Source organism: Phocaeicola sp. HCN-40430 (genome assembly GCF_037890285.1).
Taxonomy (GTDB): domain Bacteria; phylum Bacteroidota; class Bacteroidia; order Bacteroidales; family Bacteroidaceae; genus Phocaeicola; species Phocaeicola acetigenes.
This window is the reverse complement of the sequence record NZ_JBBKBS010000011.1, coordinates 40,296-56,827: the sequence shown is the minus strand read 5'-3', so window position 1 is coordinate 56,827 and position 16,532 is coordinate 40,296. Positions and strand designations below refer to the sequence as shown.

Sequence of the window (16,532 nt, the reverse complement as noted above, 5' to 3'; positions counted from 1 at the left end):
ATACATTTTGACATAAGTCAAAATTCGAAAGAACTTTATTTCTCCGCTCTGATTCTGCTTAAGGTGGATAATGATATACCGAGAAAAGAAGCAATGTATCCCAATTTAACTCTTGAACAGATGTCGGGAAAGGTTTGGAGAAGTGCAGCATATTTTTCTTTTGCCGTCATGGTAAGATTGTCTATCCGAATGCACTGTATGGTAAGCAGGCATTCCTGATGGATTACTCTTCCCCAATTGGCAATTTCAATGTTCGTCTGATACAGTTTGTTCAAGACTTGTATGGGAATGGAATAGGCGAGAGTGGGTTCTATGGTTTCTACATATTCGAATCCTGCTTTATTATGATAGAGACAAAGCAGGCCGAAAGTAATGTCTCCTTCTTTAGAGAACCATGTAGTATGTTCCTGTCCGTCTATCAGACAATAGGAGCGGGTTAATCCTTTTTCTATGAAATATACATTGCGGTCGATGATTCCCCCTTGTATAATCAGATGTTTTGCAGGGAAATGTTGAGGCTTGAAGTGTCTGCAAAGCAGGTCTATGGATTCGTCGCTTACAGGGTAATAGCGTTTGATGCTCTTCTTGATGTTGTTTATTTCCATTATGCAGGATGGGTTGAAAGATAAGAAAGGTGTATTTTTCAGTGAATCGGTTTTAGTCTGTTTGTCTTTTACAAAGGTAGTGAATTCAATGATGAATCCGTTTGGTAAATCGGGAAAATATCCATTTGATAAATTGACAAAATGTCAAATCAAGGCTGGGAAAATCTGTGTTTTTAGGAGCAAAGGAAAATGTCTTTGGAAATATCGCCAAATTTGAAGGTTGGCATGTCTTGAAATGTTACGTATGAAACTGTTTTTCTGTCGTTTTGTATGCTGAATGGTTGTAGTGGTGCGAATAATGCTTTCGTTTCTATAGTATTTATTGTTTTATGATAGAATGTGATTTTTAATGTTTACCTCCCGGAAAATTGTTGAAATAGTTAATAAATGTATTTATAATTTAAAATAGGTATATCAAACAGGGCGAAAACTTATTATTAGTAGCGTCGTCTTGCGTGAATAGTCGCGTTTGCATACGGTAATAGTCGCGTAAGCTATCGATACTTGTATCGTATAGGGAAAATTCTTGTCACAGATATTGCCGGAATTTGTCCTGTTTTTATGCTATAAAGCATGTATAGAGCGGTTTTTCGGCTTGTTTTCCTACCTTATATTTTCCTTGAGCAGCATTTTTGTTGTAAATGTGTGTTATTGAAAAGAGGATATTTCTATCTAAATGTATTATTAATGTCTTAAATGATAGCAAAAAGAAAAATCCGGAAAAGATAGTAAGAACCTTTTCCGGATTTTCTGAGAAAATAAATTTTATTGTCTGAAAGCAGCTTTTATTTCTTCATCGAAAGAGAATGTTTCACTCAGTTTCCCTTTACGCATTGCTTTTGCCTTTACTACCGTGGTACTGTCTGTTAAAGTAAACGGAGAGGTATACAGGGTAGCAGTGCTGTCAGGCTCAGTTCCATCGGTTGTATAATATACCGGCACTTTGTCGAAGGTGGCTAATGAAACGGTCGGTTTTCCGTTTTCCTGAGCCGATGAAGCCTCCAGTGTTACGTCGTAAATATCCGTTTTGTAATGGTATCCTTTTGCGGTATACAGTTCCAGCATATGCGGCAGGCGGGACAGGAAGAAGTCGAAATTCTTCTTGTCCGGATTACTCCATTGCAGTTCGCTCAGTGCGGCAATGCGCGGCATCATCTGCCATTCCATTTTGGTGCTGTCTTTGGTCCATTCGGTCCAGATACAGGCCTGTACCCCGATAATACGTTCCTTTTCTTCCGTATTCAGTTCCTCGAACAACGGATTGAAGTTGTATACTCTTCCGATACTTTCCACACCTTTCAGCTGGTTGTATCCCGGATTGCTGAAATAGAGGTGACTGATGGGGCAGACAATTGTCTGGTGACCTTCGCGGGCAGAGCGGATACCGGCTTTGACTCCTGTCCATGCCATGACAGTTGTGCTTGCCGTAGGGTGTCCTTCCAGTACTTCGTCCCATGCCAGTACCTTACGTCCGCGTGCGGTGATCTCTTTCTCAACTTCCGCCATGAAGTAAGACTGGAGCTGGTTTTCCTTGGTACGTTCGGGACTGTCTTTTAATCCTAACTCTTTGATTTTTGCCTGGCACTTCGGGCATTTCTTCCATTCTTTCTTGGGGCATTCATCTCCTCCTATGTGGATATAAGGACCGGGGAAAATATCCATTATTTCGTTTATTACATCTTTGGCAAACTGTAAGGTCTTTTCATTTCCTCCGCATAGTACTTTGTCGAATACTCCAAAGCGGGTGGCAACTTCGTATGGTCCTCCTGTACATCCCAGTTCAGGGTAAGAAGCAAGGGCGGCGAGCATATGGCCGGGCATATCAATTTCGGGTATGACGGTAATAAACCGTTCGGCTGCGTAAGCTACTATTTCGCGTGCCTGTTCTTGTGTATAAAATCCTTTTACCGGAGTACCGTCGTATTGGTCGGAGTTGCGTGCTACGATGGTTTCCTTGCGAACAGAACCTACTTCAGTAAGTTTGGGATACTTCTTTATTTCAATACGCCATCCCTGATCTTCGGTCAGATGCCAGTGAAAATAATTGATATTATGCAATGCCAGCATGTCGATGATTTCTTTCAGGTAGTCGACAGAGAAAAAATGTCTGCCTACATCTACCATAAATCCTCGGTAAGGCAGGTTGGGATAATCTTTTATCATACCGGCTGGCAGAGAGGCTAAGGTTTTTCCCTGAGTAACAGGAAGGGCTTTGTGGATAGTCTGGATGCCGTAAAAAACACCGGCTTCGGTTGCTCCTTTTACCTGTATCTGGCTGGAGTTGATAAGAAGTTCGTACCCGTCCTGGTGAGGAATTGTACTGTCTACGGACAAAATAATGCAATTCTTTCCGCTCTGTGTGGTAAGACCGACTTCTGTTCCGGTTATTTCTTTGATGTAAGAGGCCAGGAAGTGTGCTGTACGTTGCAGTTTTTCATTATCGGCCGGATAACAGATTTTGGTGGAAGAGTCGATGACGAAAGGAGAATCCTGAGTATATTCCGTTACTTCTTGTGGGAGAGGAATGACATTCAGATTTCCGGTACTGATGTCTTTTTGTGAGCAAGACATGAGGCTGCACAGTAAGGCTGTGCCGAGTGCCCATTGGGCAATGAAATGTTTTTGCATAACAGATGGTTGTTGGAGTAAAATTAAAACATAATGCAAAGTACGTATTTTTATTGTTGCGGGCAGTACAGATGCAGTTATTTTAATTGATTATTTTGCAAGGGAAAGAAAATGAGGGATGAGACACAGTGTAAATAAAAAAATCCGGCTATACCTTACGGGGTAGCCGGATTTTTGTAGGAAGAATCTTTCTTAAAAGATTACTTATTTGTTAAGGTTGTTTAAGATGTCCATTGTATCTGTAGCAATCATCAACTCTTCGTCTGTAGGGATAACTACAACTTTTACCTTAGAGTCGTCTGTAGAAATGATTGCCTCTTTGCTGCGTACTTTGTTGCGTTCCGGATCCAGTTTTACACCCAGGAAGCCTAATGTTTCGCAAGCTCCCCAGCGGGCAGTAGCCTGGTTTTCACCCACACCACCAGTGAACAGAATTACATCTACACCACCCATTGCTGCTGCATAGGCACCGATGTATTTTGTGATGCGGTAGAAGTAGATAGCTTCTGTACGTTTTGCCAGTTCTTCACCTCTTGCTGAAGCATCTTCCAGTTCGCGCATGTCGCTTGAACGGCGGAAAATACCCAATACACCACTTTTCTTGTTCAGGATGTCAGACATCTGGTCTGGAGTCAAGCCTTCTTTTTTCATCAGGTACAAGATGGCACCACCGTCGATGTCACCACAACGGGTACCCATCATCAGGCCTTCCAGTGGAGTAAGTCCCATGGTAGTATCAATACATTTACCGTCTTTTACGGCTGCGATAGAACCACCGTTACCGATGTGGCAAGTGATGATTTTAGAACCTTCTACCGGAATATTCAGGAATTCGCACACACGTTTTGCAACGTAACGGTGTGAAGTTCCGTGGAAACCGTAACGGCGGATACCGTACTTTTCGTAATATTCGTAAGGAATCGGGTACATGTAAGCATGTTCCGGCATAGTCTGATGGAATGCAGTATCGAATACGGCAATCTGAGGAATGTTAGGCAACAGCTCTTTTACAGCATAAATACCTTTCAAGTTGGCTGGGTTGTGAAGCGGACCCAGGTCACAGCATTCTTCAACAGCTGCGATTACAGCGTCATCAATCAGTACGGAACCACTGAATTTTGTTCCTCCGTGCAGTACGCGATGACCTACAGCATCAATTTCTTCCAATGATTTTACAGCTCCGAATTCCGGGTGAGTCAGTGTTTCGAAAATAAACTGTACACCGGCTGTATGTTCCTTGATGTCTCTTTCGAGAATTTTCTTCTCTCCGTTAGGCAATGTAATTTTCAGGAATGAGCCTGGAAGATTGATTTTTTCAAGTCCTCCTTGAGCGAGAACTTCCTTGTTGGTCATTTCAAACAGTTTGTACTTGATTGAAGAACTACCACAGTTGAGTACTAATACTTTCATATATGTTTTTTACGGGTTTTTAAAATTGATAAGTTACTGAGCTTTGGCAGCAATAGCCTGGTTTGCTGTAATGGCAATCATTTTGTAAACATCGTCGATAGAGCAACCGCGAGACAAATCGTTTACCGGACGTGCAATACCCTGCAAGATAGGACCGATAGCAGTTGCATGTCCCAGACGTTCTACCAGTTTATAAGAGATGTTACCTACTTCCAGACAAGGAACAACCAATACGTTTGCCTTACCTGCAATAGCAGAACCCGGTGCTTTGCTTTCGCCTACTTTTGGTACAAGAGCAGCATCAGCCTGCAGTTCACCGTCGATCTTCAATTCCGGATCTAATTCTTTAGCCAATTTCAATGCTTCCACTACTTTGTCTACTACTTCGTGTTTTGCAGAGCCTTTTGTAGAGAAGCTCAACATTGCAACGCGCGGATCAATTCCTGCTACAGCCTGTGCTGTACGTGCTGTACAAACGGCAATCTGTGCCAACTGGCTTGCATCTGGAACTGGAGTTACGGCTACGTCACCCATTACCAATACACCGTTGTCACCACATTCAGGAGCGTGAGTCAGCATCAGCATTGCACCCGATACGCAAGTGATACCCGGAGCAGTCTTGATAATCTGCAATGCCGGACGTAATACGTCGCCTGTAGTGTTGCGTGCACCGGCCAACTGTCCGTCTGCATCGCCTGCTTTGATAATCAAACAGCCAAGGAACAATGGATTCAGCACCAGTTTGCGTGCTTCTTCGATAGTCATTCCTTTTTTCTTGCGAAGCTCGCACAACAGTTGTGCATATTCTTCTTGTTTCGGATGATTTTCCGGATCGATAATGGTAGCCTTATGAATGTTACCCAAGCCCCATTCTTTGGCCAAGTTCATAATTTCATCAGGATTACCCAAGAGAATCAAGTCGGCTACACCATCTGTCAGAATCTGATTAGCAGCCTTTAAAGTACGTTCTTCAGTTCCTTCCGGAAGCACAATGCGCTGTTTGTTTGCTTTAGCGCGTTCTACGATTTGACTAATTAAGTCCATAAATATTTATTTTAAATAGATTATTGCTTATTGAATAAATCGTTATGAAGTTTTGTTTCACTTTGCAAAGGTAGGTATTTTTGCAATATGTAGTTTGCAAAATCTGAAATATTTGAGATTAAAGTATGCTAAATCTCTTTCTTTAAAAACTTGGAAAGGAAAAATGGGGGCATTTATGAATAGGTTGTAGATGAAAGTATAACTTTGCATCAGTTTTCAATAAAGTTTTTAAGGTATGATACGTCAATGTTTTATTCTTTTCGGATGTCTGGCATTGGGCGAATTGATTGTTTATCTGACAGGAGTGAAGTTGCCGTCCAGTATTATCGGCATGCTGCTGTTGACTCTTTTCCTCAAACTGGGTTGGGTAAAACTGCACTGGGTGCAGGGATTGTCTGATTTTCTGGTCGCTAATCTTGGATTTTTCTTCGTTCCTTCCGGTGTGGCGCTGATGTTGTATTTCGATATTATTGCAGCACAGTTCTGGCCCATCGTCATTGCGACTTTTGTCAGTACCGTATTGGTGTTAGTAGTTACAGGTTGGGTTCATCAGTTAGTGCGTAAGTATGGATTTTTTAGAAAATGAGTTTTTTCTGCTGGCTATCACATTTGGAGCCTTCTTCTTTTCCAAATTGTTGCAGAAAAAAACAGGATGGGTGTTGTTGAATCCTATTCTGATAGCGATAGCTTTGTTGATTTGTTTTTTGAAGGTAAGCAATATATCGTATGAAAAATATCATGAAGCCGGCGGTCTGATTGAGTTTTGGCTGAAGCCTGCTGTGGTGGCATTGGGAGTTCCTTTGTATTTACAATTGCGTATGATTAAAAAACAATTGCTCCCGATTATTGTTTCTCAATTAGCAGGATGTGTGGTGGGACTGGTTAGTGTAACCATCATTGCTAAGGTGATGGGAGCTTCGCCCGAGGTTATCATGTCACTGGCACCAAAATCGGTTACTACCCCGATTGCCATGGAGGTATCGAATGCAGTAGGAGGAATTCCTTCTTTGACTGCTGCGGTGGTGATTGTAGTAGGACTGTTTGGAGCTATTTGCGGATTTAAGGTATTACAGGTAGGCCGGGTAGGAAGTCCTATTGCACAAGGTTTGTCGATGGGAACCGCTTCGCATGCAGTGGGTACATCGCGTGCCATGGAAGTCAGCGGAAAGTATGGAGCCTATGCCAGTCTGGGACTGACCTTGAACGGGATTCTTACAGCTTTGCTTACTCCTACTATCCTGCATTTGTTAGGTTTATATTAAAACAGATTTTATGATTGCGTTCAGACCGATAGAAGTCGAAGACAGAGAAAGAGTACAACGTTATACACTGAAAAGCAAGCGCCGGAACTGTGATCTTTCGTTTGCCAATTTATATAGCTGGCGTTTTCTGTATCGTACACAGATAGCCGAAATGAATGGCTTTCTGCTGTTCCGTTTTTATATGGAAGACGAGCGGGCTTACATGATGCCGGTGGGTGAAGGAGATGTTCGTCCGGTTATTGAGGCTTTGATGGAAGATGCACAGACCGATGGTAAACGGTTCCTGCTGGCAGGAGTATGTGCTGATATGCGCTCGGAATTGGAAGATGCTTTTCCGGGAAAGTTTGTCTTTACTGCCGATCGGGATTATTTTGATTATATTTATCTGCGTTCGGACCTTGCTACATTGCGAGGGAAAAAATATCAGCCTAAACGTAATCATATCAACCGATTCAAAAGTGCTTATCCGGATTATGAATATAAACCGTTGACTCCTGAGTTGGTTGCAGAGTGTCTGCGACTGGAAAATCAATGGTGCAAGGCAAACGACTGTGCAGAGAATGAAGCGCTGCAAGCAGAGAGGAAGTCGATGACGGCTGCTTTGGCTGCTATGGAAGAATTGCAGTTGACCGGTGGTGTACTACATGTGAACGGGAATATTGTGGCATTTACCTTCGGAGCTCCAATTAATGATGAAACCTTCGATGTATGTGTAGAAAAAGCCAATACTGATATTGAAGGTTCGTATACCATGATTAATAATGAGTTTGTGAGCAGGCTGCCGGAACAGTATATTTATATTAACCGTGAAGAGGATTTGGGATTGGAAGGGCTTCGGAAAGCTAAACTGTCTTATCAGCCCGATACGCTTCTTGAAAAGTATATAGCCGAATTAAAATGAGCATCAAGGAACAAGTCAAGGCACTTTGGAAACTCTGCTTCGAGGATACGGAAGAGTTTGTGGATCTTTATTTCCGTATGCGTTATACAGACCGTATCAATCATGTGATAGAAGAGGGGGGGAAGGTAATAGCTGCCTTGCAGACAATACCTTATCCGATGACGTATGGTGGAGAATTGTTTCCGGTTTCTTATATCTCGGGAGCCTGTACACACCCCGATTATCGCAATCAGGGAAGTATGCGAAAGTTGTTGCAGCAGGTACATCGTCGTATGTTCGATGAAGGGATTTGCTTCAGTACTTTGATTCCTGCAGAAGAATGGCTGAAAGTTTATTATGCTCGTTCCGGATATGCAGTTTGCTTCCGTTACGGAGTGGAAGAAAAAGTTATTAACAGGTCTATGCAACCTGTTGATAACGGAAAATCCTTGTGGAATGCCTGTGAGGCAGATCCTGCATCTTCTTATTTTTCAGAAGTTTATAGATTTTTTAATGAACGAATGCATTCGCGTTCGTGCTGTATACAGCATACATTAGATGATTTCAAAGTAGTATTAGCCGACTTACACCTTTCCGGAGGAGGCTGTTGGGCGGTTCGTGATGCCGACAGGTGGGTAGGGATTGTTTGCTGTGTACCCCATTCTCACAGTCTTGAAGTAAAAGAAATACTGTTGGATTCCGGTGTTTCTCCCGATGAGGTACTTGCTTTATTGGCTATGCAATACGGTAAAGAGACAATCGAAATTGTGAAACCCTCCTCGTTTTCTTCACTGGATTTGGGAATGGCGCGAGTGATTCATGTTGAAACTTGTCTTAGGCGATATGCACAAATACATCCTGATGAAGTACATTGTATATATGTAGAGAACGATGAGGCTATTCCGGAGAACAAAGGGTATTATTTGCTTGAAGGAGGAACATGCCGACGCTTGTCAGAGATTCCTCAAATCTGTACAGTCTATACCATTGCGGAATTGACAAGTTTTCTTCTGAAGAATGAGTCTCCCTATATGAGTCTGATGCTGAATTAAGAAGCAGATGTTTCGTCGGTATTAGTAAGCATGCGTTCCAGTTCTTCTGCATTCAGTTTCAGATAAAATTCTCCTTTGTAGGCGATTGAGATACCTCCGGTTTCTTCGGACACAATAATAGCCATGGCATCTGTCTCCTGAGAGACACCTAATGCTGCCCGGTGGCGCAATCCCAGTTCTTTCGGAATATTCAGATTGTGCGATACGGGAAGAATGCATCCGGCTGCTTTAATCCGCTTGTTGCTGATAACCATCGCTCCATCATGCAACGGACTGTTTTTGAAAAAGATATTTTCTATCAGGCGTTGGTTGATATTGGCATCGATGAGGTCTCCTGTCCGTACAATGTCGTCCAGTGGAAATTCCTTTTCTATCACAATCAGAGCACCTACTTTTCCTTTGCTCATATTCAGACATGCCATTACAATCGGCATGATATCTTCTTTTTGTGTGTTTTCCTTGCGGTTGCCTTTCAGAAACCGGAGAAAGCTGCTGGTGCGGTGACGTGAACCTAATGTCAGAAGGAAGTGACGCAACTCGTCTTGAAACAGGACAATCAGTGCAATGACTCCTACGCTGACCAACTTATCGAAAATAGACCCTAACAGACGCATCTGCAAGACTTGCGATACGATGACCCAAATGACGATGAATACCAGAATCCCGATAAAGACATTGATGGAACCGGAAGATTTCATCAGTTTGTAAGTCTTATACAGCAGGAAAGCCACCAGTAAGATGTCGATGATATCTTTTACACTTATTATATTAATATCGAAAGGCATAAGATGAATCGTGTTTTTATAAACTTGCAGATGATTGTTCTCTCATGGCAGTGGTAAGCCGTACTGCCTCTACCGCTTCTTTCACATCGTGTACACGCAATATGTTGGCTCCCTTCATCAGGGCAATGGTATGCAGTACTGTCGTGCCGTTCAGTGCCTCTTCGGGAGTAATGCCCAACAGCTTATATATCATCGATTTGCGGGATACTCCAACAAGCAGAGGCAGCTCGAATATCGCAAACTCTTCCATCTGGTTCAAGAGTTCGTAATTATGTTCGATGGTTTTACCAAATCCGAATCCCGGATCGAGGATAATATCTTTCACTCCCATATCGCGCAGACGCTGTACCTTTTCAGAAAAATAGTACAACACTTCACGCAATACATCTTCGTAATGCGGATGCTGCTGCATGTTTTGGGGAGTTCCCTGCATGTGCATCATAATATAAGGCACTCCCAGACGTGCAATGGTAGAAAACATTTCACTGTCCATATTTCCTGCAGCAATGTCGTTTACGATGGCTACTCCATATTCTTCTACACACATGCGTGCTACATCGGCACGGAATGTGTCGACCGACAGAACAGCATCGGGATGCTCCCGTCCGATAATCTCCAGTCCGTTCCGAAGCCGCTTCATTTCTTCTTCTGCACTGATGTGTTCGGCATTGGGGCGCGAAGAGTATGCACCTATATCGATAATGCTGCCTCCTTCTGCAAGAATCTGCTGTGCACGTGCGGCTATTTCTTCTTCGGTCTGCTTCCGGCTGCCGGCATAGAATGAATCGGGAGTTACATTTAAAATTCCCATCACTTGCGGGCACGATAAGTCCATCAGCCTGCCGTTTACGTTAATATATCGGGCAATACGGTGTTTCATGTTACAATGTGTCATTAACAGTGATGCAAATGTACACACAATTATTTATTTATTACTGTTCCACGAACGATTTTTCAACTATCTTTGTCCCGAAAATAACGCTTAAAAAAAGTGATATGGAACTGTCAGAATTATATACACGCTTTCAGGCTTGTAATGGAGTAACTACCGATACACGCCGTTGCACCGAAGGCTCTTTATTCGTAGCATTGAAAGGTGCTACCTTCAACGGTAATGCGTTTGCTGCCCAGGCGTTGCGTCAGGGATGCCGTTATGCCTTGGTAGATGAGGCTGAATATGCCACAGAGCCGAATATTATTTTGGTAGACGACTGTCTGCATACTTTACAGCAGTTGGCCAACTATCATCGCCGCCGTTTGGGAACACGTATTATAGGTATTACAGGAACTAACGGAAAAACTACAACAAAAGAACTGATTGCTGCAGTCTTGAAGCAGAAGTTTACCGTGCATTATACACAAGGCAATCTGAACAATCATATCGGTGTGCCTCTTACCCTGTTGCAGTTGACAGAGAAAGATGATATTGCAGTGGTTGAAATGGGAGCCAATCATCCCGGAGAAATCCGTACCCTCGTACATATTGCAGAACCTGACTATGGAATTATTACCAATGTAGGAAAAGCTCATCTGGAAGGATTCGGCTCTTTCGAAGGGGTAATACGTACTAAAGGTGAACTCTATGATTTCCTGCGTGAAAAGGGTGGAGCTACTGTGTTTGTGCAACATGAAAATCCTTATCTGAACAAACTGACAGAAGGATTGCAGTGTGTGTATTACGGACAAGAGCCGGGGCTGTATGTAAGTGGAGAAGTAAGCGGTTGCTCTCCTTTCCTTGCTTTCCGTTGCACAACCGATGGCCAAACACACGAAGTACAAACTCATCTGATTGGTACTTATAATCTGGACAATGCCTTGGCAGCCATTGCCATTGGGCGCTATTTCGGAGTAGACGCTGAATCGGCATGTCGGGCTATCGAAGAGTATGTTCCACAGAACAATCGTTCCCAGCTGGTAGAAACCTCTGCCAACAAACTCATTGTAGATGCTTACAATGCCAATCCTACCAGTATGATGGCCGCTTTGGAGAATTTCCGACGTATGGAAGTACCACACAAGATGGTTGTGCTGGGCGATATGAAAGAATTGGGAGAAGGCAGTCACGAAGAGCATCAGAAAATAGCAGACTATCTGATGCAGTGCGGTATAGAACGTATTATATTGGTAGGAAATGAATTTGCCAATACCCGTCACGAAGGTTGCTGTTATGCGTCGGTCGATGAAGTGATAGCCGCATTCAGCCAGAACAAGCCCGAAGGATATTATATTTTGATAAAAGGGTCGAACAGCATGAAACTCAGCCGTCTTCCGGAATACCTTTAAAAGAAGAACCGGCAGATAATAAAAAGCAAAGGAGATACAAACAGCTTATGCAAGGAAACGATGCAGCAGTTTGTATCTCCTTTTTTATGTCGTAGCACTATACTATTTAAGTGCGTTTCTCATCGATGCCAATTGTTCTTCTTTTATTCCTTCGTCTTTTACCTTTCTCAGCAAATCCGATGCAAAGATAAAGTTGTTCAGGCGTTCGTTTGTAGCAGAGAAAACCTCGTGCTTTGTGCCTTCCCACTCTTTTTTCCCCTGATAGATATACAGAATACTGTCGCCGATTCCCAATACCGAGTTCATGTCGTGTGTATTGATTACCGTAGTCATGTTATATTCTGTAGTAATATCATGTATCAGTTCGTCGATAACCAGCGAAGTCTTCGGGTCGAGTCCGGAGTTAGGCTCGTCGCAGAACAGATATTGCGGTTGCAGCACAATGGCACGTGCAATTGCCACACGTTTCTGCATACCTCCACTGATTTCGCCAGGGTATTTATTCTGTGCGTCCAGCAGATTGACACGGTCCAGACAGAACTGTGCCCGCTTTATACGGTCGCGGTAGGTGTCATTCGAAAACATATCCAGCGGAAACATCACATTTTCCAGTACCGTAAGCGAGTCGAACAACGCGGCACTCTGGAAAATCATTCCCATTTCCCTTCTCAATGTTTTCTTTTCCTTCTTTCCCATATCGAGCAAGTTGCGTCCATCGTACAGTACCTTGCCCTGCTCGGGAGTAAGCAGTCCCACGATACATTTCATCAGTACCGTCTTTCCGGAACCACTTTGTCCGATAATCAGATTGGTCTTTCCGTTTTCGAAAGTATAATTGATGTCGTTCAGTACGGTACGTTCTCCGAACGACTTGTAAACTGATTCGAGTTGTATCATTCTTTTAACTGAGTAATTGAGTAAGTATTAAGTCGGAAAATAAAATCAGTACACTGCTCGATACCACCGAGTCTGTACTTGCCTTTCCTACGGCAATGGAGCCTCCCTCTACTGTATAGCCGAAGTAAGCCGATACGCTGGCAATGATAAACGCAAAGAACAGCGATTTGATAAAGCTGCACCATACATACCACTCCACGAAACTATATTGGAAACCGAATTCCAAATCGGTTGCATTCGTAATCCCTGCAATCCATGCAGTACAGAACGCTCCTATTACTCCGGCAAAAATGCTGAAAATTACCAGTATCGGAATCATAGTCATCAGACCCAGAATCTTGGGCAGGATAAGATACGAAGCCGAGTTGATACCCATGATGTCGAGTGCGTCAATCTGCTGGGTAACCCGCATGGTACCTATTTCTGAAGCTATGTTCGAGCCGACTTTTCCTGCCAGAATCAAACACATGATAGACGATGAAAATTCCAGCAGCAGGATTTCGCGGGTAGTATATCCTACTACGAAGCGAGGCATCCACGGGCTCTCGATGTTCAGCTTGATTTGAATACAGATTACGGCACCGATAAAGAAAGAAATCAGCAACACAATGCCGATGGAGTTGATTCCCAGCTGTGCCATCTCGTTGACATATTGTTTGAAATAGACCCGAAACCGTTCCGGGCGGGCGAAAACTCTGCCCATTAACATTAGATACTTTCCTAATGTAGTGATTGGTTTAACCATATTGTTACAGAATATTTTACTGCAAAAGTACGTTTTTTAGCAATATTATCCTAAAAGGCCGGATGAATTTCGGACGAATGACCACATAACCCAAGATTTTTACTACTTTTGCCGTAAATACAGAATGTTTATTTCTACAAGCAAACTTATGGCAGAACAAGCAAACGAAGTATTTCAGCTTCCTTCGGACGGACGAATGGTGCTCCGTACAGAAAATTTGGTGAAGAAGTACGGTAAGCGTACGGTGGTAAACCACGTTTCCATCAATGTGAAACAGGGAGAGATTGTAGGGCTGTTGGGACCGAACGGTGCCGGAAAGACTACTTCCTTTTATATGACCACTGGTCTGATTGTGCCGAATGAGGGACATATTTATCTCAACGACTTGGATATTACATCTTATCCGGTATACAAGCGTGCGCAGAGTGGCATCGGCTATCTGGCGCAAGAGGCGTCTGTGTTCCGTAAGATGAGTGTGGAGGATAATATTGCTTCTGTACTCGAACTGACCAATACCTCGAAAGAGTATCAGAAAGAAAAGTTGGAGAGTCTGATTGCCGAGTTCCGCTTGCAGAAGGTGCGCAAGAACCTGGGCGACCAGTTGTCCGGAGGTGAACGTCGTCGTACGGAGATTGCCCGCTGTCTGGCCATCGACCCGAAGTTCATTATGCTCGACGAACCTTTTGCCGGTGTCGACCCGATTGCCGTAGAAGACATTCAGCACATTGTCTGGAAGTTGAAAGATAAGAACATCGGTATTCTGATTACCGACCACAACGTGCAGGAAACCTTGAGTATTACCGACCGTGCCTATCTGCTGTTCGAAGGAAAGATTCTGTTCCAAGGTACCCCCGAAGAACTTGCCGAAAACCAGATTGTGCGTGAAAAGTATTTGAGTAACAGTTTCGTCTTGCGTAGAAAAGATTTTGAGGCAAGAGAAATCAGAGAATAACAGCAGAAAGAGATAAAGAGCCCTGTGTTTGTTTGGATGAAGTAGACAAATATAAAAATATGCAGGTCTCTTTGTCTCTTTTTATCGCCGAAGGGGATATCAGGCTATATCGTATTGTGTATTTGCCTTTGGAATGTCTGAATTTATAGGGCTTGATACCGGCTGTAAAGTCTTTCGCTATTTGTCTTATTCTTTATCCGGCGTCGTCGGCTCTATATCCGACGTCGTTGTATCTGTATTCAGCGTCGTTGTTTTCATAAACACCGTCGTCGATTATGGAAGTCAAAAGATTGCGGAACTGCATCTTTTCAGCATGACATAAGCCTGATATTTTAATATCGGTTTATACTTATAAAAACGAATTTTTGGGAAGATATCAAAGAAAAAAAGATGCATAGTCTGTTGTCTTTCTTCAGAAAATGGAAAAACAATTCCGATAACAATCCTTGAAACAGATAGTAATAAGGCAAACTTTGAATAAATGTTTTTTTTAATCAGACATTTTGGTTATTGAAAGATTAAACATTATTTTTGCAGCCTGTTTCTATAGAGAGAAATATAGTAATAATTAAATAAATAAGTCAGGAAATGAATATTTCATTGCAAAACGTAGACAAAGTAAGTGCTGTACTTACTGTTCAGATTGAAAAAGCTGATTATCAGGAAAAAGTAGAAAAAGCACTGAAAACTCTCCGTCAGAGAGTAAATATGCCGGGATTCCGTAAAGGTATGGTTCCTATGAGCTTGGTGAAAAAACAGTTCGGAACTTCTGTATTGGTAGAGGAAGTAGATAAACTGATGCAGGAAAAAGTAAACGAATACATCCGTGAAAACAAAGTGAACATGCTGGGTACTCCGCTGCCGAAAGAAAACGCAGTAGATTTTACTACAGAAGAAAACTTTGAATTCTCTTTCGATATTGCATTGGCTCCTGAATTCAATGTAGAACTTTCTGCAAACGATACAGTAGACTACTTTGATATCACTGTAGCTGACGAAATGGTAGAACAGCAGGTGAAGATGTACGCTCAGCGTAACGCAAAATACGACAAGGTAGACGAATATCAGGATGGTGACATGCTGAAAGGTCTGTTGGCTGAATTGGATGAAAACGGCAACACAAAAGAAGGTGGCGTACAGGTAGAAGGCGCTGTGATGATGCCGAAATACATGAAGAACGACGACCAGAAGGCTATCTTCAACGGTGTGAAGACTAACACTGTATTGGTATTCAACCCTGCTACTGCATTCGATAACAACGAAGCAGAATTGGCTTCTTTGTTGAAAGTTCAGAAAGAAGACGTTGAAAACCACAAGGGTAACTTCAGCTTCCAGGTAGAAGAAATCACTCGTATGATTCCGGGTGACTTGAACCAGGAACTGTTCGACTCTGTATTGGGCGAAGGAAAGGCTCACAGCGAAGAAGAATTCCGTGCACAGGTGAAGGAAGCTATCGCAAAACAGTTTGAAGCTGACAGTGACTATAAGTTCCTGATCGATGTTCGTACTTATTTGACTAACAAAGTTGGTAAGTTGGAATTCGCTGACGAACTGATGAAGCGTATCATGTTGGAAAACAACAAAGAAAAAGGCGAAGAATTCGTAGCAGAACACTACGAAAAGAGCCTGGAAGAACTGACATGGCACTTGATTAAAGAAAAATTGGTTGCAGCAAACGAAATCAAAGTTGAACAGGCTGACATCAACGAAATGGCAAAAGAAGCTACTCGTGCTCAGTTTGCTCAGTATGGTATGATCAACGTACCTGATGAATTGCTGGACAACTACGCAAAAGAAATGTTGAAGAAACGCGAAAGCGTAGAAGCTTTGGTAAACCGTACTATTGAAGCAAAACTGGCTGAGGCTTTGAAAGCTCAGGTTACTTTGAACCGTAAAGAGGTTTCTGCTGAAGAATTCAACAAAATGTTCCAGGACTAAGAATGGGTTGATGAGTATCTTGGGTTCTTAGGTGATTGAATTTGGCAAACA

Annotated in this window: 15 protein-coding genes; 7 read left to right on the top strand and 8 right to left on the bottom strand. The window is 42.7% G+C overall.

The annotated features are described in order from the left end of the window. Positions 1–35 precede the first annotated feature (35 nt). From WKU26_RS06700 to pta, 4 genes are all read right to left on the bottom strand, one after another. Positions 36–605, bottom strand: coding sequence for a Crp/Fnr family transcriptional regulator (locus WKU26_RS06700; protein ID WP_269876694.1), 570 nt, complete (start codon positions 603–605; stop codon positions 36–38). Between the two features lie 765 nt (positions 606–1,370). Further along, positions 1,371–3,233, bottom strand: coding sequence for a beta-N-acetylhexosaminidase (locus WKU26_RS06695; protein ID WP_340321367.1), 1,863 nt, complete (start codon positions 3,231–3,233; stop codon positions 1,371–1,373). 204 nt (positions 3,234–3,437) lie between these two features. Then, complete coding sequence (locus WKU26_RS06690; protein WP_340321366.1) at positions 3,438–4,643, bottom strand: acetate kinase; 1,206 nt, start codon at positions 4,641–4,643, stop codon at positions 3,438–3,440. 33 nt (positions 4,644–4,676) lie between these two features. Further along, positions 4,677–5,687, bottom strand: coding sequence for a phosphate acetyltransferase (gene pta, locus WKU26_RS06685; protein WP_340321365.1), 1,011 nt, complete (start codon positions 5,685–5,687; stop codon positions 4,677–4,679). A gap of 235 nt (positions 5,688–5,922) precedes the next feature. On the opposite strand from pta, the gene WKU26_RS06680 reads away from it, so the two are divergent. The 4 genes from WKU26_RS06680 to WKU26_RS06665 are packed head-to-tail and all read left to right on the top strand — an operon-like array spanning position 5,923 to position 8,881. Further along, on the top strand, positions 5,923–6,273 hold the full coding sequence (locus WKU26_RS06680) for a CidA/LrgA family protein (protein WP_269876698.1): 351 nt from the start codon (positions 5,923–5,925) through the stop codon (positions 6,271–6,273). Continuing rightward, positions 6,254–6,949 carry an LrgB family protein gene (locus tag WKU26_RS06675; protein ID WP_269876700.1) on the top strand — a complete coding sequence of 232 codons (696 nt, stop codon included), beginning with the start codon at positions 6,254–6,256 and terminating at the stop codon, positions 6,947–6,949. The genes WKU26_RS06680 and WKU26_RS06675 overlap by 20 nt, the downstream gene beginning before the upstream one ends. Before the next feature lie 10 nt (positions 6,950–6,959). Beyond that, a complete protein-coding gene (locus WKU26_RS06670; protein WP_340321364.1) occupies positions 6,960–7,850 on the top strand; it encodes a DUF2156 domain-containing protein in 891 nt (296 codons plus the stop codon). Continuing rightward, on the top strand, positions 7,847–8,881 hold the full coding sequence (locus WKU26_RS06665) for a GNAT family N-acetyltransferase (RefSeq protein ID WP_340321363.1): 1,035 nt from the start codon (positions 7,847–7,849) through the stop codon (positions 8,879–8,881). Before WKU26_RS06670 ends, WKU26_RS06665 begins: the two co-directional genes overlap by 4 nt. On the opposite strand, the gene cdaA is transcribed toward WKU26_RS06665, so the two are convergent. Both cdaA and folP read right to left on the bottom strand, forming a co-directional pair. Continuing rightward, positions 8,878–9,666 carry a diadenylate cyclase CdaA gene (cdaA, locus tag WKU26_RS06660; protein ID WP_269876703.1) on the bottom strand — a complete coding sequence of 263 codons (789 nt, stop codon included), beginning with the start codon at positions 9,664–9,666 and terminating at the stop codon, positions 8,878–8,880. The genes WKU26_RS06665 and cdaA overlap by 4 nt on opposite strands. Positions 9,667–9,682: 16 nt before the next feature. Further along, positions 9,683–10,546: a dihydropteroate synthase gene (gene folP, locus WKU26_RS06655; protein WP_340321361.1), complete on the bottom strand. Its 864-nt coding sequence runs from the start codon at positions 10,544–10,546 to the stop codon at positions 9,683–9,685. Positions 10,547–10,662: 116 nt separating this feature from the next. On the opposite strand from folP, the gene WKU26_RS06650 reads away from it, so the two are divergent. Beyond that, positions 10,663–11,949, top strand: coding sequence for a UDP-N-acetylmuramoyl-tripeptide--D-alanyl-D-alanine ligase (locus WKU26_RS06650; RefSeq protein WP_340321360.1), 1,287 nt, complete (start codon positions 10,663–10,665; stop codon positions 11,947–11,949). A gap of 102 nt (positions 11,950–12,051) precedes the next feature. Here WKU26_RS06650 and WKU26_RS06645 read toward each other — a convergent pair whose 3' ends face one another. Further along, the gene (locus WKU26_RS06645) at positions 12,052–12,846 is read right to left on the bottom strand and encodes an ABC transporter ATP-binding protein (RefSeq protein ID WP_269876706.1); all 795 of its coding nucleotides are present in this window, start codon (positions 12,844–12,846) and stop codon (positions 12,052–12,054) included. A 4-nt stretch (positions 12,847–12,850) separates the two neighbouring features. Continuing rightward, positions 12,851–13,591 carry an MlaE family ABC transporter permease gene (locus WKU26_RS06640; protein WP_269876707.1) on the bottom strand — a complete coding sequence of 247 codons (741 nt, stop codon included), beginning with the start codon at positions 13,589–13,591 and terminating at the stop codon, positions 12,851–12,853. A 148-nt stretch (positions 13,592–13,739) separates the two neighbouring features. On the opposite strand from WKU26_RS06640, the gene lptB reads away from it, so the two are divergent. Both lptB and tig read left to right on the top strand, forming a co-directional pair. Continuing rightward, entirely contained in the window at positions 13,740–14,543 is an 804-nt protein-coding gene (gene lptB, locus WKU26_RS06635) for an LPS export ABC transporter ATP-binding protein (RefSeq protein ID WP_269876708.1), read from the top strand. 588 nt (positions 14,544–15,131) lie between these two features. Continuing rightward, entirely contained in the window at positions 15,132–16,481 is a 1,350-nt protein-coding gene (tig, locus tag WKU26_RS06630) for a trigger factor (protein WP_338157894.1), read from the top strand. The last annotated feature ends 51 nt before the right edge of the window (positions 16,482–16,532 follow it).

Excerpts from the sequence above, each read along its gene's own strand:
- WKU26_RS06700 (WP_269876694.1), bottom strand. The coding sequence starts at position 605 with ATGGAAATAAACAACATCAAGAAGAGCATCAAACGCTATTACCCTGTA.
- WKU26_RS06695 (WP_340321367.1), bottom strand. The coding sequence starts at position 3,233 with ATGCAAAAACATTTCATTGCCCAATGGGCACTCGGCACAGCCTTACTG.
- WKU26_RS06690 (WP_340321366.1), bottom strand. The coding sequence starts at position 4,643 with ATGAAAGTATTAGTACTCAACTGTGGTAGTTCTTCAATCAAGTACAAA.
- pta (WP_340321365.1), bottom strand. The coding sequence starts at position 5,687 with ATGGACTTAATTAGTCAAATCGTAGAACGCGCTAAAGCAAACAAACAG.
- WKU26_RS06680 (WP_269876698.1), top strand. The coding sequence starts at position 5,923 with ATGATACGTCAATGTTTTATTCTTTTCGGATGTCTGGCATTGGGCGAA.
- WKU26_RS06675 (WP_269876700.1), top strand. The coding sequence starts at position 6,254 with ATGGATTTTTTAGAAAATGAGTTTTTTCTGCTGGCTATCACATTTGGA.
- WKU26_RS06670 (WP_340321364.1), top strand. The coding sequence starts at position 6,960 with ATGATTGCGTTCAGACCGATAGAAGTCGAAGACAGAGAAAGAGTACAA.
- WKU26_RS06665 (WP_340321363.1), top strand. The coding sequence starts at position 7,847 with ATGAGCATCAAGGAACAAGTCAAGGCACTTTGGAAACTCTGCTTCGAG.
- cdaA (WP_269876703.1), bottom strand. The coding sequence starts at position 9,666 with ATGCCTTTCGATATTAATATAATAAGTGTAAAAGATATCATCGACATC.
- folP (WP_340321361.1), bottom strand. The coding sequence starts at position 10,546 with ATGAAACACCGTATTGCCCGATATATTAACGTAAACGGCAGGCTGATG.
- WKU26_RS06650 (WP_340321360.1), top strand. The coding sequence starts at position 10,663 with ATGGAACTGTCAGAATTATATACACGCTTTCAGGCTTGTAATGGAGTA.
- WKU26_RS06645 (WP_269876706.1), bottom strand. The coding sequence starts at position 12,846 with ATGATACAACTCGAATCAGTTTACAAGTCGTTCGGAGAACGTACCGTA.
- WKU26_RS06640 (WP_269876707.1), bottom strand. The coding sequence starts at position 13,591 with ATGGTTAAACCAATCACTACATTAGGAAAGTATCTAATGTTAATGGGC.
- lptB (WP_269876708.1), top strand. The coding sequence starts at position 13,740 with ATGGCAGAACAAGCAAACGAAGTATTTCAGCTTCCTTCGGACGGACGA.
- tig (WP_338157894.1), top strand. The coding sequence starts at position 15,132 with ATGAATATTTCATTGCAAAACGTAGACAAAGTAAGTGCTGTACTTACT.